The 20,231-nt window shown below is 63.7% G+C and carries 13 protein-coding genes; 5 read left to right on the forward strand and 8 right to left on the reverse strand.

From position 1 onward, the window contains the following. Window positions 1–22: 22 nt before the first annotated feature. Complete coding sequence (locus QNO14_RS06680; RefSeq protein ID WP_257506079.1) at window positions 23–1,390, reverse strand: MFS transporter; 1,368 nt, start codon at window positions 1,388–1,390, stop codon at window positions 23–25. A gap of 166 nt (window positions 1,391–1,556) precedes the next feature. Here QNO14_RS06680 and QNO14_RS06685 point away from each other — a divergent pair, with 166 nt between their 5' ends. Further along, window positions 1,557–2,201 (forward strand): TetR/AcrR family transcriptional regulator, encoded by a 645-nt coding sequence (locus QNO14_RS06685; protein WP_257506080.1) that lies wholly within the window; start codon window positions 1,557–1,559, stop codon window positions 2,199–2,201. Between the two features lie 70 nt (window positions 2,202–2,271). On the opposite strand, the gene QNO14_RS06690 is transcribed toward QNO14_RS06685, so the two are convergent. The 6 genes from QNO14_RS06690 to QNO14_RS06715 form a co-directional block, all read right to left on the reverse strand. Further along, window positions 2,272–3,108, reverse strand: a complete 837-nt coding sequence (locus QNO14_RS06690) for an ATP-binding cassette domain-containing protein (protein WP_257506081.1) — start codon at window positions 3,106–3,108, stop codon at window positions 2,272–2,274. Beyond that, window positions 3,105–4,910 (reverse strand): dipeptide/oligopeptide/nickel ABC transporter permease/ATP-binding protein, encoded by a 1,806-nt coding sequence (locus tag QNO14_RS06695; RefSeq protein ID WP_257506082.1) that lies wholly within the window; start codon window positions 4,908–4,910, stop codon window positions 3,105–3,107. The genes QNO14_RS06690 and QNO14_RS06695 overlap by 4 nt, the downstream gene beginning before the upstream one ends. Continuing rightward, complete coding sequence (locus QNO14_RS06700; RefSeq protein WP_257506083.1) at window positions 4,910–5,860, reverse strand: ABC transporter permease; 951 nt, start codon at window positions 5,858–5,860, stop codon at window positions 4,910–4,912. The genes QNO14_RS06695 and QNO14_RS06700 overlap by 1 nt, the downstream gene beginning before the upstream one ends. A gap of 53 nt (window positions 5,861–5,913) precedes the next feature. Continuing rightward, window positions 5,914–7,446, reverse strand: a complete 1,533-nt coding sequence (locus QNO14_RS06705) for an ABC transporter substrate-binding protein (RefSeq protein ID WP_257506084.1) — start codon at window positions 7,444–7,446, stop codon at window positions 5,914–5,916. Window positions 7,447–7,636: 190 nt separating this feature from the next. Beyond that, window positions 7,637–9,838 carry a glycoside hydrolase family 3 protein gene (locus QNO14_RS06710; protein WP_257506085.1) on the reverse strand — a complete coding sequence of 734 codons (2,202 nt, stop codon included), beginning with the start codon at window positions 9,836–9,838 and terminating at the stop codon, window positions 7,637–7,639. Between the two features lie 203 nt (window positions 9,839–10,041). Further along, entirely contained in the window at window positions 10,042–11,034 is a 993-nt protein-coding gene (locus tag QNO14_RS06715) for a LacI family DNA-binding transcriptional regulator (RefSeq protein WP_257506086.1), read from the reverse strand. A 214-nt stretch (window positions 11,035–11,248) separates the two neighbouring features. Here QNO14_RS06715 and QNO14_RS06720 point away from each other — a divergent pair, with 214 nt between their 5' ends. The 4 genes from QNO14_RS06720 to QNO14_RS06735 all read left to right on the forward strand — a co-directional run bounded on the left by QNO14_RS06720 (window position 11,249) and on the right by QNO14_RS06735 (window position 18,993). Continuing rightward, entirely contained in the window at window positions 11,249–13,690 is a 2,442-nt protein-coding gene (locus tag QNO14_RS06720) for a glycoside hydrolase family 2 TIM barrel-domain containing protein (protein ID WP_257506087.1), read from the forward strand. A gap of 51 nt (window positions 13,691–13,741) precedes the next feature. Next, window positions 13,742–14,743 (forward strand): Gfo/Idh/MocA family protein, encoded by a 1,002-nt coding sequence (locus tag QNO14_RS06725; protein WP_257506088.1) that lies wholly within the window; start codon window positions 13,742–13,744, stop codon window positions 14,741–14,743. 247 nt (window positions 14,744–14,990) lie between these two features. After that, complete coding sequence (locus QNO14_RS06730) at window positions 14,991–18,029, forward strand: glycoside hydrolase family 2 TIM barrel-domain containing protein (RefSeq protein WP_257506089.1); 3,039 nt, start codon at window positions 14,991–14,993, stop codon at window positions 18,027–18,029. Between the two features lie 46 nt (window positions 18,030–18,075). Beyond that, a complete protein-coding gene (locus QNO14_RS06735) occupies window positions 18,076–18,993 on the forward strand; it encodes a nucleoside hydrolase (RefSeq protein WP_257506090.1) in 918 nt (305 codons plus the stop codon). A gap of 111 nt (window positions 18,994–19,104) precedes the next feature. Here the strand turns inward: QNO14_RS06735 and QNO14_RS06740 are convergent, their stop codons facing one another. Next, the gene (locus QNO14_RS06740; RefSeq protein ID WP_257506091.1) at window positions 19,105–20,229 is read right to left on the reverse strand and encodes an alpha/beta hydrolase family protein; all 1,125 of its coding nucleotides are present in this window, start codon (window positions 20,227–20,229) and stop codon (window positions 19,105–19,107) included. Window positions 20,230–20,231: the final 2 nt, after the last annotated feature.

Raw genomic sequence — 20,231 nt, forward strand, 5'->3', positions numbered from 1 at the left:
TGTCATTTCTCGTGGGCGTCGACTACTTGGTGCCGCGAACCTTGAGCATCACGACTGTGCCTCCGATGAGCGTGCATGCCGCCGCGATGACCAGCACCAGTCCATAGTTCTTGTCAGCACCGGTGACACCGATCAGCAGGAGCGGAGCGGCGGCGATCGGCGCAAGGCCCTGCGCGATCGAGCTCGAGTACCCGTTGATCCCTATGAAGCGTCCTGCATTGGTGTCACGCTCGGGGAGCACATCGAGCACGATCGCCTGGTCGACGGCGGAGAAGACGCCCAAGCCGATGTTGGCGACGATCGATCCGGTGAAGAGCACCACGACGTCAGAACCACCGAAGGCCATCATGAGCGCGCCGGCGGTGAAGGCGATCCCGGCCAGCAGCACGAAGATGCGGCGGCGCTTGACCTTGTCGGACAGGAAGCCACCGAGCATGGCGCCACCCGCGGCGGAGAGAACACCGAAGAGCGACAGGATCACGATGATGCCGCCGATGTCAGCGACGCGCCCTCCCTCGCTGAGGCGCGACGCGAAGAAGAGGGTGGTGAAGGTCGTCGCGAATGTCACGCCGAAATTGAAGAACAGTCGTCCGAACCAGTTCCACGCGAAGTCAGGGTAACGCTTGGGGTTGAACCCCATGTCGCGAAGCGCTCCCACTACGGTCAGCTTGTTCGCTACGACGATGTCGCGGCTGCTCGGCTCCTTCACGAGGATGACCCACAGTGCGATGCCCACCGCGCCCAAGGCCCCGGGGACGAGGAAGACCAGGAAGTTGTTGCCGATGAATGCGCTGGCGATCCCGACGCCCAGTACCGAGGCGATCATCGTCGTGAAGCCGCTGAGCCCGGCGACCTTCCCCCGCTGCTCCTCGGGGAGCCGGTCGGCCTGCGACAGCAGAAGCATGCTGAGCACGGTGGCCCAGCCGAGCTGGGTGACGACCCACGCGGCGGCGAGCAGGGGCACGCTCGGCGCCACGGCCATCAGAGCGAGCCCCGTCAGACCGAGCAGGGTGCCACCGATCGCAAACGGCCGGCGGCGTCCGAGCCCGGAGCGGGTACGGTCACTCCACATGCCGACGAGCGGCTGAGAGATCGTCGCCGCAATGGCGCCGGCGCCGACGACGTAGCCCAACCACTCGGTGTTTTCCGGCGCGAGTTCCTGCACCCGGAGCGAGAGGGAGATGCCGATGGGCGCCACGAGCGCCGCGTACGAGCCGAGCGTCGCGAGCACCAGCAGCCAGATGTACCCGGCGCTGACGCGGGCGCGGGCGACGAGTGAGTCGGTGGGTGTCAGTATCCCCTCCCCGATGGCGGCGGCTCCGTCCATCGACGCGGACGTCGGTGACGGCAGCGCATCGGTTCCTGGTGGGGTGGACGGCGACTCATTCATGGCGTGACTCCTTCGTCGAACGGGCTCTGCGTGGGTAGTACTGGGGCGTCAAAAGCAGATATGACTCCCCAATTGGTCGCCACTGTATTCGCGGAATGCCAAGCCTGCCAGGCAGCATTGGCTCTAAAACCGGAGCTAACTGCATAATTGGGGCTAATGTGGCGGCATGAGCACACGGGCGGAACGTGGACCGTACGCGAAGTCTGCGCAACGGCGGGCTGTGATCGCGAGAGCCGCTCTTGCTGTCATTGAGGAGTGGGGCCACATCGAGCTGACGATGTCGCAGGTGGCAGCCGTGGCAGGCCTCAGTGAGCGTTCCCTGTTTTATCACTTCCCGACGAGGGACCACGTGCTCGTCGCGGCGCTCGAACTGTCGGACACGCTCACCACCGACGACGTGGGAAGTCGCGACGACAGCCAACTGGGCGACGCCGACCAGGTCGTATCCGTGCTGGCGCGTCTTGACGCGCAACACGAATGGAAAGTTCGCCTGGTCGTCTATTTGAGCGCACGCGCGCAGGAACCGGAGCATCCAGCGCACGCATACTTCATGACTCACAACGCCGCCGCGATCCAGGGTTTCGCGAACATGCTCCGCCACCGCCAGCATCGCGGTCTCGCCCACCCGGACCTCGAGCCGGAGGCTGTGGCGCGACGATTCGTCGCCCTATGGGACGGTTTGCAAGCTCTGTGGCTCGTCAGTCCGACCTTCGATCTGGCGGACGAGATTCTTGCCTCGTTTCGACAACTGAGTGGACAGAATGTCATGGAGGCCAAGCGCGCCTTTGAGCGGGCGATCGCCGAGAGTTGATCTGCCCGCTCACGGAACCTGTCCTCCGGCCATCGGAATGGTAGTTTCGACGGCTCTGACGCGCCAGACATCATGTCTCCAGTGATGCGAGCCGGAGGGCGCGCCTCGTCTCTCTACGGGCCTTCTGACGGTCCGGATCCGCGACCGGCGCCGCGAGCAGCAGGCTCTTGGTGTACTCGTGCTGCGGCTCGTCCGTCACGCTCCCGGTAGGCCCGGTCTCGACGATTTCGCCGCGATACATGACCGCGACTCGGTGGCTGATGTGACGGACGACCGAGATGTCATGGGTGATGAAGAGGTAAGCGACGCCGGTCTCGCGCTGCAACTCGATGAATAGATCGAGCACACGCGCTTGCGTCGTCAGATCAAGGGCTGACACGGGTTCGTCGCACACGATGAGCTTGGGGCTCAACGCCAGCGCACGCGCAATGGCCACCCGCTGTCGCTGACCGCCGCTGAACTCTCGCGGATAGCGCTGCGCGGCGTTCGCTGGGAGCCCGACCCGGTCAAGGAGCTGAAGGACCTTCCGGCTCGCTTCTTTTGCATCTACCCCTTGGGCAATCAGTGGTTCCGAGAGGATGTCAGCGATCTGCAAGGCGGGGTTCAGCGACGTATAGGGGTCCTGGAAGACCACTTGGATATCACGGGCGTAGCGGCGTCGGGCGCGGGTGGCCAAATGAGTGATGTCGCTGCCCCCGAATGTGATGGTCCCGCCCGTCGGAGTCGCAAGCCCTAGGATGGCCCGTCCTATGGTGGTCTTGCCGGAGCCCGACTCACCGACGAGGCCGAGTGTCTCGCCCGGCGCGATCCCGAGCGACACGCCCTTCAACACCTCGGGGGAACGAGTGCGGAATCCTCTGCCGGGGTACCGCAACCGCAGGTCCGAAACGGCCAACAGATTCGTCACGGCGAGTCCTCCTTCACGTCTGAGGCCGGGGCGGGTGGGTCGCTGCGCACCGTGGCCTCATCGAGGATGGAGCCGACCAACTCCTTCGTGTAATCGTGCGCGGGATTGCGGAAGATCGAACGGACGTCGCCGCTTTCGACGACCTCGCCGTTGCGCATGACGATGACGCGATCGGCGAGATCGGCGATGACGCCGAAGTTGTGCGTAACCAGTAGGACGCCCATCCCCAGTTCACCCTGGAGGTCACGCAGCAGATCGAGGATTTCAGCCTGCACAGTGACATCCAGCGCGGTTGTGGCCTCGTCCGCGATGAGGAGTTTGGGACGCGTGGCGACTGCTCCAGCGATGAGTACCCGCTGGGCCATGCCTCCGGAGATCTGATGCGGGTAGGAGTGGAACGTCGCATGAGGGTCCGGGATACCCACCCGCGCGAGCAGCTGCAGGACCGTCTCTTTGGCCTCCTTGCGTGACATACCGGCACGCAGGCCTTCCACGAGTTGGCTTCCGACGGTGAATGACGGATCGAGGTTTGACATCGGTTCCTGGGGAATGTAGGAGATCACGCTGCCGCGTACACGTCGCATGCCGCGGGAGTCTTTGCCTAGAAGGTCCTCACCCGCGATGGTCATTTCGTCGGCATGGACGCGGGCGTCCTTCGGGAGCAGGCCGAGCGTGGCGAAGGCGGTCTGTGTCTTGCCTGAGCCCGATTCGCCCACGAGGCCGACGATCTCCCCGGGACTCACGTCAAGAGAAATCCCCTTCACTACGCTCTTCTCGCTGCCGTCGGGTTGCGGGTAGTTCACCCAGAGGTTGCGCACGGCGAGGAGCCCGCCCCGCGTATCCGCATGCGGCCGGGTCGCCGTGACCTGGGTGACTGCGGCAACGGTCTCAGACGTGAGTCGGCGGCGGCGCTTCATGGAGGTCTGGGGACCGGCGAGGACGTCCCGATAAGCGTTACCGAGGAGTACGAGGCTTCCGGTGAGCAGGGCTAGCGACAGTGACGGCCATAGGAATTGAAGGGGGAAGGCATAGATGTTGGCGAAGGCATCGTTCGTCATAGAGCCGAAGCTCGGAATCTGTGTGGAACCGAGCCCGAGGAACGCCAGACCGGCCTGCACCCCGATGGCGGTGCTGGCCATGAATGCCGCTGCGATGATCACCGGTCCGCGTACCACGTAGAAGATATGACGGCTCAGGATGCGCCAATTGCTCAGGCCAGCGACCTTCGCCGCGTCCACATATAGCTCGTTGCGTACGCCGACCACCGCGTTGCGCACGAGGCGGAAGATTCCCGGCGCAAGGAAGATGCCGAAGATGAGCATCATTGCCTGGTAAGTGCCGCCGGTCACAGGAGACAGCACGATGACGAGCACGAGTGCGGGAAAGGTCATGAGGAGGTTGAAGATCCACGACATCGTCGCGTCTACGCGCTTGCCCACATAACCCGCGATCAGGCCGAACACCGTGCCGATGATGATAGCCACGCCCGCACCGATCAGAGCCGAGATGACGGAGACATTGATGGATGCGAGCACTCGCGCCCAGATGTCACGCCCGTACTGGTCGCCGCCGAGGATGTAACCGCCCGTTCCCGGCGGCGCGTTGACCAGCGCAAGTGAGCTGAAGTTCGGGTTGTGGGAACTCAGCACGGGGGCGAGCATCCCCAGCAGGACGATGCCGAGGATGACGACGAGTGCACCAAGACCGGCAGGCTTGCGGACGAGCCGCGCGAAGGCGCCGGCCCGCTTCTTTGCCGAGGATTCGTCGGCGACGACCACGGTTTCGGTGTCGTAGACGGTCATCACAGTCTCACCTTCGGGTTGAGCCAGCCGTTCGCGAGGTCGACGAGCAGGTTGACCACCACGACGAGGGCAACACTGAACAGGGTCACCCCGAGCATCGCGGGGAGGTCGCCTTGCGTCGTGGCAAGGAACCCGTAACTGCCGAAGCCCGGCAGGGCGAAGATCTTCTCGATGAAAAGCGACGAGCCGAACATCGCAATGAAGAGGAGCGAGAACGTCGTCAGCGCGGGTCCTGCAGCGTTTCGAAGGGCATGTTTCAACAGGATGGACGTGTCCGAGATGCCGCGGCTGCGCAGGGTGCGCACGTAGTCCCTGTTCAGTTCATCGATCATCGACCCACGAATCTGGGCGGCGAGCGAGGCAATGCCGCCGATGGCAAGCACGAAGCCTGGAAGGATCACCGAAGCGAACCAACCCCCGGGTGACTCGCTGATGGGAACGAATCCGATGGCCGGAACCCACTTGAGAACGATGGCGAAGACGTAAACGAGCACCACACCCAGCACGATCGCCGGGAAGACATAGGCCACCGTAGAGATACCCTGCAGGATCGAGTCGAGGATGCCTCCGCGTGTAGCCGATGCGACACCGAGGAGGATGCTGACGGCGATCGTAATGATGCAGGCCACGACGACAACGGACAGCGTGACCGGCAGGCGGCTCGCCATCGCTTCGGCAACGGGCTGACGCGTGAAGTAGGAGACACCGAGGTCACCACGGAAGATGCCGGCGACCCAGTTCACGTACTGCTCCAGGATCGGCCTGTCCAACCCGAGGTCCGCATTCAGCGCGGCGATCTGACCCGGTGTAGCGGTCGGTCCGAGGATATTCAGTGCCACGGGGATGTTCGCGCCGTAGGTCAAGAAGAATGTGATGGCGGTGACGACGAACATGAGCACGAGGCCCGCGCCTATGCGCCGAAGAAGGAATGTGAACACGGTGTACTCCATCGCTCATGCGGGGACCAGGTGTCGGTCCCCGCATGAGCGTTCGGGTTGGGACGTCAGTCCGCGGCGGGCGCGAACGGTCGCACGGACTGCTGGGGCACGGCGGGCGAGGTGTAATCGACGTCATTCGAGTGGACGTAGTAGCCGCCGATAACGCTCACGGGTGCAAACCATGCCTCTTCGACGAAGTACTCGTTGATTGCACGGAACGCGGCACCCGCCTCTTCGTCCGTGGCGGCATTCGCGGTCTTCAGGAGTGCGTCGAGTTCCGGCGTGGCCGTCTCGAACGCGTTGAAGACGCCTCGCAGTACGGCATTCGTGTCGCCGGCGTCCGTTGCGGACAGTCCGTTCACCATGAAGTACATGCCGTAGTTGCGACCCAGGACCTTCGCGAAGAACTCCTGGAAAGGAACGGCTTCCCACGTCACGCGGATGCCGATGTCCCCCAGTGCCTGCGCCAACACGGACTCGTACGGGGTGGACACGAAGGTGCTCGGCATCGTGACGTCGAAGCCGTCTTCGTAGCCGGCATCCGCCATCAGATCCTTGGCCTTCTCAACGTTGAAGTCATCTGCGTTGAGTATCTCTTCGCTGAACGCCTCACCCCGGGGGTTGTAGACCTGATTGGTCGCGGTGTTGGTGCCGGGGTTGATGGCCGCCGCAATGCCGCTGCGATCGATGGCGAGGTTGATCGCCTGTCGCACACGCACGTCTCCGAGCGCGGGAACGACTGCACCCTCGCGGTCGATGAGCCACAGCGAGGACATGGAGCTCGGGATGTTGGTGCCGCTGGTGAACTTGCTCGAGTCGAACTGTGCAGCAATCGACTCCGACGAGACGCCGGCGTAGTCGAGCTGCCCGGACTGCAGGGCGTTCTGTACAGCGGTCGGATCCGCGATGACGCTGAACTCAACGGTCTCGAAGGGATACGCGTCGGCGTTCCAGTGGTCGGGGTTTTTGGTCAGCGTGTATACAGACCCGACGGTCGTCTGCTCGTCATCAAGAATGTAAGGACCCGACCCCACGGGTTCGAGCTGCGCGTCCTCGGCGTCCAGCGACGCAGTGGCGCCCAAGGCACCGTTGAACGTGGCGAGAACCGGCACGAGAGACGCGTCGGGAGCGCTGAGCGAAATCACCACGGTCGTGTCGTCTGCTACGGCAATGGACTCGACGGAGGAGAACGCCGCTGCTGTGCCGGCTCCTGCGCGCGACACCTCGAGCGATGCGGCGACGGCCTCCCCGTCGACCGGCGTTCCGTCCGTGAACTCCTGACCGTCCCGCAGGTGGAGCGTCAGCTCCGTGCGGTCGTCGGAGTACTCCCACGACTCCGCGAGGCCGGGACCGATCTGACCGTCCGTGCTGGTCAGAAGGAGGGTATCGAAGAGGGAGAGGGTGATCATCGCGTCGTTGCCCGACAGGTTGCCGATGGCGAAGCTTGAGGGCGGTGAGCCCACGGAGAGCCTGAGGATGTCGTCCGTCGAACCGGTCTCCGCCGGGCGTTCGGTGGTGCCGGAGCAGCCGCCGAGCGCAAGGCCGGTCACCGCGACGACGGCGATTGCCGCGACTCGGATGCGTGCAGTGAATTTCATCTGAAAGGACTCCTTTGTCAGTTGCTGTTATCCGAATCGTGATGACTCGGTGGTGTCGCGTCTTTCTGTGGACTGTTTGGTGCGGGTTCCATCAGCGACCGCGCCGAGCCAGGTGACACGCGTCACTAGAGTAGGGCACGCGTGTTACTAAGTCCATCGAGAGCGCAACATCACACGAAACAGGCCGTCGTTAGCCGAGCGAGAGCGCACCCGATACCGCGTTGGGGTCCCCGGAATACGAAGCCGCTTCAATCACGGCCGCCGAGCTCGCGGGCGCCCAGCCTGAGTCCGTCCACCGCAACATCGGGCGCACCGATGCCGTCACTTCGATCGCCCTCTGTTCGCCGGGCGGGAGGTCGATCGCGGCGAAACCGAGCAGGGATCGGCGGGGAAAGTCCTCCGCATCGACCACACCGTAGATCTGGACGACATGGCGTCCGGGGCGGTCACCACAGTTCGTAACCCGAACGGTAACGCCGAAACGCTCGCCCTCAAGTGGACCGACGACGACGTCGTCGATGGTGAACTCCGTGTACGAGAGGCCATAGCCCAGCGGATAGGCCGCCTGGTGCCCGTCCCGATCGAGAAGCCGCTGGCCGTGCCAGCGGTCGTACGTCACTGCCTCCGCGTCCGCGTCGAAGAACGGCAAGTGGTCCTCCGTCTTAGGGATCGAGTAGGGCAGGCGCCCGGAGGCGTCCACCGCCCCGAAAATGACATCGGCAAGCGCATGGCCGCCTTCGCTCCCCGCGTACCAACTGACGAGGATGGCCGAGACGCTAGGCTCCCATTCCTCGATGATCACGGCCCCAGCGGTCACGATGGCCACGACCGTCCGCGGGTTCGCTTCGGCAACTGCCAAGATCATCTCGACATCCGCGGACCGCAGCCGCAGCGAGACGCGATCCCCCCCAGCGGCTGTGCCCATGAGGTTGTCGTTGCGATCCTCTGCCGATGGCATCGCCATCCCGGGCGGGAACGCGGGAAAAACCGCACGCAGCCCCGGGGTACTGAGCATCGAGTCACCGAGATACTCGCCCTCGTCCTCGGCGGTGTAACCGACCACCACAACGGCGACGTCGGCCCGCGACGCCGCGAGGCCTGCCGCGACAGGGTCGTCGTCTCCGACGTGAACGACGGTGGCGTGAGGGACAGCGGCGCGGATGCCTTCGAGGGGACTGACTACATGCGGCGAGTGCACATTCGAGGAGCCCTTATCGCCGGTGTTGGGGATATCAGACAGCCGTCCCACCACTGCCACGGAACGCGTCACATGGGGGTTCCACGGCAGGACCGGGAGACCTCCCACGAGGTCGTTCTTGAGTAGCACGGCCGAGGTGGCAGCTGCTCGCCGCGAGAGCGCACGATGATCGGCAGAAAACACGACGGATGGCTCGGGCTCAGCGTCACGGTCACCGGCAAAGAAGCGCAGTTGAGTGGTGAGCACTCTTCGCGCGGCTCGCTCCACATGCTCCCAGCTGAGACGACCCGCATTGAGGTCGCTCGGAAGATCGCGCGCACGCTGCTGCCTCATCGGTGCCTCAACGTCGAGGCCGGCGCGAACCGATTTTGCGGAATTCCTGAAACCGAAGATGAAATCGGAGATGGTGACACCCTCGAAGCCCCATTGAGCGCGAAGGATTCGCTCCAGAAGGGTCTCGTTCTCGCCCGCCCACTCGCCGTTGACGCTGTTATAGGACGTCATGATCCCATCAGCGCCCTCTTCGACAACACGCCTGAAATGCGGAAGGTAGACCTCGTGGAGGGTTGCATCGTCCGCGGCTACATCGACTTTGAACCGTGCGTTCTCCATCGAATTGAGGGCGTAGTGCTTTGCGACCGCCATGCCATGACGCTTCACACCGCGGACCAGAGCGGCACCGAACTCGCCGAGCAGGTACGGATCCTCGCCGTACGTCTCCTGCGCACGACCCCAGGCTGGATGGCGCGGCAGATTGATGCAAACCCCTCCGAAGAAGTTGCCCCCCTGCGCGCGCATCTCGGCGCCGATGGCGCGGCCGATCTCCTCTTCGAGCGCAAGATCCCACGTCGCGCCGCGCGCCATGGAGACGGGAAACGCCGTCGACTCACCCATCACGACCCCGCGCGGCCCGTCACTGAAGCGAAAACCGGGCACGCCCAGTCTCGCGATCTCACCCATGACGATGGGGGTGGCGTTGTACTGCTTTCCCATAGCGGCCATGCCCGACCAGAACTCGCCGTCTCCGTCAAGGAGGCCCAGCTTCTCCTCCTCGGTCAGCTCGCGCAGCAGTGTCGATGCTTCGTCTGCGATGGGGGCACCGTCGCGAATGCGAGACACCGCCTGCCAAAAGGCCGTGTCCGCAACCCGGCCGTTCTCGTGGACCGAGGGGGACGTCGGAGGCTCAGTGCTCATGATTGTGTCTCTCGATGGTCGTACAGTGACCCTGGTGTCACGTGTCACCACACTAGTCGTGAAGCAGGGAGACGTGTCAACCGCACGAGCAAGGGTCGACGGTGGGGACCCGAAGGATATAGCCCCGACAGCTCAGTCGAAGCGGCGAGGAGACTCCCAGGCACTGACGGCACATGGGCGCGCCCTGCGCCTCGAACCGCTCGCTAGGCGGTGCCGCCGCGGACCAGCGAGAAGTTGTTGTGGCTGCGAGGCATCTCGAGCCCTTCTTCTCCCAGACGAATGCGCAACTCCACCGTGATTGCGTCGACCATTCCCAGGAGGTCAGTGTCGATTGTCGTGAGCGGCGGCGACCACATGCGCCCGAGCGGCGAGTTGTCCACACCCACGACCGCGATCGCGCTCGGCACTTCCACCCCGAGTTCGCGCGCCGCGGCGACGAGCGTCAAAGCGACCTCATCGTTGTAACAGGCAATGCCAGCGGGCATCGGTCCATCGAGCACCCTCCGGAGGACCGACACCCCGCTCTCCACGGTCAATTCGAGGTCGATCCGTCCCGGACGGGGTAGGGCTTCCCTCTCGCAGACCTTCGCGAGTGCGGCGTACCGACTCGGGACGTAGGGATCCCGCTCTTGACGCGTCAACCCCGCAAACCACAGCGCTGCTGGATGATGCTCCAACAGCGCGGACGCCTGGAGAGCTGCGATACCGCCATCAAGGTCATCTGATTCATGCGTGACTGGAAGGGACGGCACGATGATCGTGCCGCGCGCCTCGAGGGACGCACGCTCGTCCGGGGAGAGAACTCCGAAGTCGACAACGGCGAGCGGGCGCAACACGGCGACGGCGTCCGAAGTCGCCTGGGGGGTCTCGCCGGCCATTCGGATGACGACGTTCCCTCCGATCTGTCGGGTGCTCTTCATGACGCGATCAACGGCGTCCTGAAAGTGCGCAGCGAAGCTAGAGTTCGCCACGAGGACGACAATGGTGTCGCTGCGTCCGCTGACGAGAGATCGCCCAGCGACGGACGGCCGATAGTCCAGCTCACGGGCCGCCTCATGGACTCGCCTACGCGTCTCGTCCGAGAACCGAGCATCATTGCCGTTGAGGATATTGCTGACCGTCGACCGGGACACGCCGGCGTGACGGGCGACGTCGGCGCTCGTCGCCGGGCGCGGCAATCCCGGGCTCGTGGTCATCATGCCATCGTCGCATGACTTCCACGCGGCGTAGGGACGGACTCCAGACATCGTCGAGGACGTTCCGCGTAGACGCCCTCCGAGGGGTCCATCGCCCACTCTGCGTTGACACGTGTTACTTTGGTGAGCCCTGCGGGATCGAGCCTCGATATGCAACCAGGAAAGTGCCCTAGATGAAGAGCAATAGTCTCCCCCACGTGGATATGGGTCGCTGATGCGCGCGGCGCTCAACGACGGCTGGAGCTTTCGCGCCAAGGCGACTCCCTTCGATGAGATCGGGGGGGCAGAAGGCAACGACTGGCGTGAGGTTACGGTGCCCCATGATGCTCTGATAGGAACGGAACGCTCCAAGGAAGCACCGCGCGGAGAGACGACCGGCTACTTCCGGGGCGGTGCGTTCGAGTACCGACGCTTGCTGAACGTCCCGTCGAAGGACCGAGGAAAGCTCATAGCCCTGGAGTTCGATGGCGTGTACCGCAACGCCAATGTGTACGTCAACGGCGCGCTCGCAGGGCAGGATGCTTTCGGGTATTCGCGGTTCACGGTGCGAATTGACCCGTTCATCAACTTCGACACCGACAACGAGATTCGGGTCGATGCTCGCACGCACCTGGACTCACGCTGGTACACCGGTGCCGGCATCTACCGCGATGTCCACCTGGTCGTCAAAAACCCCGTGCATGTCGCGGTCGACGGACTGCGGGTTACAACCCCCGATGTGGACCAAGAGTGGGCGACCGTAGTCGTATCGGCCGACATCGAGAGCCTTCTGTCGACCAGCATCACAGCACGGATCGATACCGTGGTCGAGGACGCGTCGGGGACCGAAGTCGCTCGTGGCACCACGCCCCTCACACTGCTCCCTCACAGCACCGCAGTCACGAGGCAGCGACTCCTCGTCGCGGGGCCAGCACTTTGGGACGTCGACACCCCGGAGCTGTACACAGCGCGCGTGGAAGTGACAGCCGACGATGTGATCGACAGCACGGCCACTCAATTCGGCATCCGCACGCTGAAGGTCGACCCCGTCCGCGGCCTGCGAATCAATGGGCGCTCGGTGAAGCTTCGAGGCGCTTGCATTCATCACGACAACGGGCCGCTTGGCTCCGCGGCTTTCGGCGACGCGGAGGAGCGAAAGGTACGTCTGCTCAAGGAAGCCGGCTTCAACGCGATTCGCAGCGCCCATAACCCGGCAAGCAGCGCCCTGCTCGACGCGTGCGATCGGCTGGGGATGCTCGTCATGGACGAAGCATTCGACATGTGGACCCAAGCCAAGACGGCCTTCGATTATTCATTCGAGTTCCCCCAGTGGTGGGAGAAAGACATCGCGTCACTCGTCGCGAAGGACATCAATCACCCGTCGGTCATCTTCTATTCAATTGGAAACGAGATACCTGAGACCGGGGACCGGTTCGGCGCGGTGTGGAGTCGCCGCTTGGCCGAGAAGGTACGTGAGCTGGATCCCACGAGGCTCGTGACCAACGGCATCAACGGATTCGTATCCGTCCTGGACATGGTCCTCGAAGGTCGCCGTCGACGCGCCTCCGCCGAACCGGGTGCTGCCGGCGGTGGCGTCAACACGATGATGGGGGCCATCGGAGCGATGATGAATCAGATCCAGTCCTCTGAGCCCGTGACGTCCCGAACCGAAGAGTCCTTCGCCGTCCTCGACGTTGCAGGCATGAACTACGGGGTTGCGCGTTACGAACTCGACCGCGAGCTGTTTCCGGATCGCGTCATACTGGGCACCGAAACGTGGCCCGGCGACATCGACGCGAACTGGGCCCTCGTCCAGTCGAATTCGCATGTGCTGGGTGACTTCACCTGGACCGGATTCGACTACCTCGGCGAGGCGGGTATCGGCGTTCTTCGCTATGACGAGCCCACCGACGACAGCGGGTCTGGGTTCGCGACGACCTTTCCGGGACTCACTGCCTTCACGGGCGACCTCGACATCACGGGCTTCCGTCGCCCGGTCTCCTATTACCGGGAGACGGTATTCGGGTTGCGCCGCCAGCCATACATTGCGGTGCAGCGTCCCGAACGCTACGGCCAGGGCTTCCGGGCGGTGTCACCGTGGGCGTGGAGCGATACCGTGTCGAGCTGGTCATGGCGGGGGTCGGAGGGACAGCGTACGAACGTCGAGGTCTACAGCGCCGGAACCGATGTGGAGCTCTTCCTCGACGGTGTGAGCTTGGGCATCGCCCGCGTTGGCGAGACTCGCGCCTTTCGTGCCGACTTCGATGTGGAGTATCAGCCCGGCGAGCTCACTGCCGTCTCCTGCAACGAAGGTGTTGAAACCGGCCGCACCACTCTGACCACACCGGGGACGGACATCCGCTTGACGCTACGTCCCGATAAGGACGCAGTCGCCATGGGGGGCCTCATCTTCGTGGAGGTGCAGCTCGAGGACGCCGGTGGAATTCTGCACACCGCAGCCGACCGGATCGTGAGGATATCGCTAGACGGTCCCGCCACGCTTCTGGGGTTCGCGAGCGGACGGCCCGTGACGGCAGAGTCCTTCGTGGATTCGGAGCACTCCACGTTCGATGGACGTGCGTTGGCTGTGGTGCGCGCCACCGGCGCCGGCAAGTTCAGCATGACGGCCACCGCGGAGGGCGTAAGCGACACCACGATCGTAGTCCCGGTCGGTTGACCGGGGCCGGAGTGCGGCGCGGCAGTCTTGATCTCGGAATTGGAGCATTTTGTGACCAAGTGGGCCGTTGTCGGGACAGGCGCAGTCTCTCGCAGCGTCGTGCCAGATATGCAGGAACTGGCCGATGTCGTACTCGTGCACTCACGAGATCGCGGGAATGCTGAGAGGTTCGCTTCCGAATTCGGAATCCCGCGCTCGACCGCGGACTATGAGGTCGTGCTGCAGGACACGGAAGTCGACGCTGTCTACATCGCCACCCCCTTCGCGCTCCACTTCGAGATGACGAAGCGCGCACTGCAGGCGGGCAAGCACGTGCTCGTCGAGAAGCCCATGGCGCTGAACACCGCAGAGGTGGAGGGGCTGTTCGAGATTGCTCGCGCCCAGGATGTCTTCCTCATGGAGGCCATGTGGATGAAGTTCAGTCCCGTCTACACGGCGCTCCATGAACAGCTCCGAGACCGAGTCATCGGAGACGTCCGCAATCTTCGTGCCTCGTTCGGAATTCCTTTCCCCGACCCGACTGGCAGCCGAACCGACCTGTCCCGAAGCGGGGGCGCCTTGCTCGACCAGGGGATCTATCCCGTCACGCTCGCTCAGAGCGTGCTGGGCGAACCGACCGGCATCATTGCTTCCGGAGCAGTGCGCGATGACGGTTTGGACTTTTCCGCGCACTTCACCCTCGAGTTCAGCGGGGGGCGCTACGCGCAGTGCGCCTGTTCAATGGTGGAGTTCACCGAGCTGACCGCATCTGTCGCGGGTACCGAGGGCTGGCTCACCCTCTCGCCACCCTTCTGGGCGACGACCGACCTGGAAATCCATGCCGGCGACCTAAGGCGTGTGTTTCGTGAGCCCGGCTTGATCACCCACCCCCGTGAGGGTAGCGGATACGTGCCCATGGTGCGGGCAGTGATGGACGCCCTGAAGCAGGGCCTACGCGAGCACCCGCTGCATACAGGCGCCGACACAGCCGCTGTCTTCAGAACGATGGATGGGATCCTCGCCCAGATCAGGTCGACGCACGCGCCATCAGAGGCGGATGCGCTGCCCCACTAGCCAGTGGTATCCACGCACTCATCAATAGAGAGATTCAACGCTTCCGTCTTGTGCCCATCGTCAACATCCGGGCACACCAACTTGCGCCGTCACGACGCAAAGGTTTGTCGCCTCACGGAGTCGAGACCGAGCACCCCCGTAAGCATCTTTTCTACAGAAGCCTTTGAGTAACACGTGATACCGTGATGATGAGTCCCGCGGCATCAAACGGGGCAGGAACCATGACCGCAGTTCAAAGGAGCACTCGATGACCCACCGCACGGCGCGCTTCCATGGCCCGGACTCAACCGAACCCTTCGTCTCGCGCCTTCCGATGCATGCCCTCCGACGCCCCTCCAGCAGGACCCTGGTCGAATGGGAGTTCCAGCTACTTTCCGACCCGGACGGTCACCCGGGCGAGGTCTGGCACAAAGTGTCCCTTCCGGAGTTGTGGACGATGACCGAGCAGACCGATCGTCCGCACTACACGAACGTCACAATTCCCTTTGACGCCGTTCCTCCGCAGACGCCTGCGCACAATCCCACAGGTGTCTACCGCACCACCGTGCACATCGATGACCTGGCCGGAAACAGGGCGATCTTGAGCATCGGCGCGGCCGAGGGGCACCTTCGCGTCTTCGTGAACGGTGAGTTTGTGGGGATGAGCACTGACTCCCACCTGGCGGCGGAGTTCGACATTTCCGACTCAGTCCGTTCGGGAACGAACCATGTGGAGTTGAGGGTCAGCAAATGGTCCTCGAGCACCTACATCGAAGACCAGGATCAGTGGTGGCATGGAGGAATCAGTCGCCCCATCACTCTGGCCGTGCTCGCGCCCATTCGTCTCGCGGATGTCTTCGCCCGCCCAGACTTCGATCCTGAGACCCAGCGGGGGTCGCTGAGGCTCACCGTCAGCACAGTTGGGCTAGACGCGGAGCGAGACGTGGGGCATCAGATTCGGGTGACAGTCCTCGATCGAGTCTTTGACGTCGACATCGCGCCCCGCGTTGCCCTCCAGGGACTCCCAGTAATGTCCACCGATCGGACAACACAACCTCCGGCGATGTTCCCCGACGGATTTATGGACCTGCTCTCCCTGAATGCCGCGGGCGCCCCCGCGCCGACGGGGCTCGAGCGTGCGAGCGCCGGGCTGGCCGCGTCGGTTGCCCCGAAGCCCGTCGCAGGCACTGCGACGGTGGAGATTGCAGACCTAGACGTGCCGCCGTGGTCAGCGGAGACACCTCACCTGGAGACGCTGCTGATCGAACTCGTTGAGCCCGGTGGACGCGTCAGCGATGAGACGAGGCTCAGAATCGGGTTCCGTCGCGTAGAGGTGAGCGGTCGCGAGCTGCTCGTCAACGGAAAGCCTGTGCTCATCCAGGGCGTGAACAGACACGACTTTGACCCGCACACAGGTCGCGTCCTGACCACCGCCCAGATGCTCGAGGAGCTCAGCCTCCTGAAGCAGTTCAACTTCAACGCGGTGCGCACGTCCCATTATCCGAACGACCCCCAATTCCTCGACTTGTGCGACGAGATCGGCTTCTACGTCATCGATGAGGCCGACATCGAAGCACACGCGTTCCCGTACGTGAGCGACGACCCGCGGTATCTTCCCGCCTACGTGGATCGCCTCTCCCGAATGGTCCTGCGTGACAAAAACCACCCTTCGGTCATCGCTTGGTCGCTCGGCAATGAGGCGGGCTACGGCGCCAATCACGACGCGGCGGCCGGTTGGGTCCGCCGATACGACCCCTCGAGACCGGTGCATTACGAGGGCGCTATCTCCCTCGACTGGCATGCAGGCCATCACGGGACCGACATTTTGTGCCCGATGTACCCCTCCTTCGATGCGCTTGCCGCCTACGCGGCGGATCCTCGAGCCGACCGTCCGCTGATCATGTGCGAGTATGCCTACTCCCAAGGAAACTCCACCGGTAATCTTGCTCACTACTGGGACCTCATCGAGAGCACAGTGGGATTGCAAGGCGGCTTCATCTGGGAGTTCAAGGACCACGCGCTGGATCCCGACCGAACTGGGCGCGGTCTCTACGGCGGCGACTTCGGAGACACGCCGCACGACGGGACGGTACTCCTGAACGGTATCGCCGACGCGAATGGCGTCCCCCGCCCCGCAATGTTCGAGGCTCGCGGAATATTCAGCCCCGTTCGCATCGTCTCCGGGGCCGCAGCGGCCAAAGCTGGCACTGTAACGATTAGAAACCGTCAGTACTTCGCCGACCTGTCGCAGTTCGCCCTGGACGTTCACGTCGACTCCCCCGATGGGCCGCTCTACATCACCCGCATCCCGACGCCGTCGGTCGCCGCCGGGGAAACGGCAACGATCACCTTGCCCACGGATATCCATCGAGCGGCGCAGGATGCCTCCACCCTCGGCGTGACTCTCGTTCTTCGACTCGCAAACGACACGATCTGGGCACCGGCCGAAACCTCGTTGGGCGCCCAGCAAGTGCGCTTCGATATCGACCCCGTCCTTCCTGACACCCCAGCGATCTCCCGGGATGCCGCTGCGACGGTGGATGACAGTGGCCGCATCGCCCACCCGCTTCTCGAGGCATGGCCCGAGATTTCACTGTGGCGCGCACTGACGGACAACGATCAGGCATTCACCCTCGATCAGCGGTTCATTCGCAGTGGGTTCTTCCGTCTGAACGCGATCTCCACGAACGTAGAGCGGCACGAATCAGATGCCGTAGATGTCGTCACGATTGTCTACGCGACGGCCTTTGGGGATCAAGTTGTTCATACGCGGACCATCTCTCAGCTCGGCGCCGGCAGATACCGATTCGATGAGCACGTTTCGCTCCCCCAGGACACCAAGGACGGCCTGCGCGTTGGAGTGCGCTTTGAGCTCAGCAAGGACTTTACAGACGCCACGTGGTTAGGCCTGGGACCCTGGGAGAATTATCCAGATCGACAGCGCGCGGCGACAACCGGGAAGTGGTCCTCGCCGATCGACGGCCTTGCAGTGCCATATCTGCACCCGCAAGAGAACGGCACCCGCGGCGAGGTCACCCGCCTCGAGCTGACGGCCCCACGAGCGAGAGTGACGACGGAGCACGGCTCCCCCTTGCACGTGAACGTCGGACGCTACACCGTCGATGAGTTGGAGACGGCCGCGCATTGGTGGGAACTTCCCCCGAGCGGCCGCACCATCGTGCACCTCGACATCGCCCACCGTGGCGTTGGAACAGCGTTGCTCGGCCCCGACACGCGGCCTGAGTTTCGGCTAAACGGGAGCGAATACCAGTGGTCGTGGGTCCTTGACCTCCGATCGGAGCACTAAAAGGCGGACGATTACTCAGACGGATACTGCACGCCCGAGGGGACGCATGAAGCGACGGATCATCATCAACACTGACGCGAAGAATGAGGCCGACGACCAGTTCGCCATCGTTCACGCTCTTTTGTCCCCGTCTCTGTCGGTCGAAGGGCTGATTGCCGCGCACTTCGGCGACCGGCGTTCACCGCGAAGCATGGAAGAGAGCCGCGAGGAAATCGAGCTGCTCTTGCGGTTGCTTGGCGGTGAAAACGACATTCCCGTTCAGAACGGTGCGCCGCACCGGCTACCCGACCCGCGCACTGCGGTGCCTTCCGACGGAGCGAGGCTGATCATCGAGGCCGCACACAAGCCCGGCGAACTCTCTGTTGTCGTCCTCGGTCCCCTGAGTGACATGGCGAGCGCGATCCTGATGGACCCGACACTCACAGAGCAGGAGAACCTCACCGTTGTCTGGATCGGAGGAGACCCGTACGACGGTGACCACCCGGGTGGCCACTTCGGCGAGTTCAATCTACTCAACGACGTGGCAGCCGCGAACGTCGTCTTCCAGTCCGGCCTGACCGTCTGGCAGATTCCCTCGTCTGTTTACTCTCTGCTGGGGGTGGGCTACGCCGAGCTCGACGATAAGGTCGCGCCTCACGGTGATCTCGGGGCATACCTTGTCGGACAGTTGAAGGCTTTTAACGCCTGGGTGTCCGACCGCGCTGGTTTACCTGAGATGGAATACCGCACACTTGGCGACTCCCCTGCAATCGGGGTGGTGATCAACCCTCACAGTGCGTCATGGCGGACCCACTCCGTGAGGACATTCGACGACAACGCACGTATGACGCGAATCGTCGTCCCGGGACGGACCGTGAGGGTGGCTGAGACGTACGATACGCGCTGGCTGCTCGAGGACATGTTCGCCAAGATCAAGGCCCACGAGCGCACGAGGGCTGAGCGTATTCAGGATGGCTCCCGCTGAGGGGCTCCCGCAAGGAAACGGAGGTCGAGCATTCCTCGCGGCGGCCTCCGTGTCCATCGCGGCGAATCAGTTCATTGATCCGCGAGGGACCCAATATGCGAATCTCGGATCTCAGCGGCAGACGTCCGCTGCCGCGGGGCCCGCGAACCACGCCGTCAACGCAGACCGAAACAATTCGGGGTCAACGTTCGCCTCCCACCCGTGCGGCGCAGCGCCCGTTTCCACGAGCGTGACATTCCGGTGCGCCGCGATGAAATCGTTCGTGATCTCGAAGGGGATTTCTGCGTCGCCCCTGGAGTGGACCGCGATCGCCGGCACGTTCATCTTGAGGCTCTGGCCCCAATCGAGCCGATCCAAGTCCAGCAGCTCCGGTAGCCCCATCAGCTGGCTGGCCACGCGAGAGCCGAGCGCCCACGTAACGACGGCCCCTGCGAACGCAGGCAGACCCGCATCACGCACGCGGTGCCTGATAATTCGTCGCCAGTTCGTTGCCGGGGCAATCAACACGAGCCTGTCGAACGCATCCGGCTCGTGACGAAGGAGTTCAAGCGCGAGCCCTGCACCCATCGACCACGCCACAACGTAGATCGACGTAGCACCGCACGCCCGGGCGTACGCGATCGAGTCAGACAAGTCCGTCCACTCACGCTGCCCGAGGGTCGAGGCTGGTGCTGGTGGACCGTCGCCCGAACCGCGATACGTGATCACAAGTGAGGTCAGCCCGGCGCTCTGCGCAACCTCAACGGAGCGCAGTGTCACGAGTCGCGACGTTCGAATCCCCTGCACGTGGATCACCCACGGCGCATCGGGCGAATCACCCCGGAAGAGCCAGGCCGGCGCCAAGAGTCCGTCACGCAGTGGCACCGTGACGTCTTCCCATTCGGGATCGATCTCCGCGGGCCCGCTCATGACGTGGCCGGTCCACTGTGCCTCGAATGGCTCCGTACTGATCGGGGCCGTCGTCCTGAGCACAGGGCGAATGACGCTGTGCTCATCCGACGCAGTTACAGGTCCGATTAGCGCGTGGTGCTCGAATCGCTCTCCGAACCAAAGCCCATAGCTCCCGTCAGCGAGGGTCAGCGCGCTCTTCGGCATCTCGATATCGTCACCGATGCGACGCACGGTGAGCGTCTTCCTTCTCGGTTCGACACCGACGACGCGTCGAACCAGCAATCGGAGCAGACTCGCGGCAATTGCGGCGAGCGCGGCCGTGGCCGCGGTCACGATGGCGATCACTT

Origin of the sequence: Microbacterium sp. zg-Y625 (genome assembly GCF_030246925.1) — a bacterium.
GTDB lineage: Bacteria > Actinomycetota > Actinomycetes > Actinomycetales > Microbacteriaceae > Microbacterium > Microbacterium jiangjiandongii.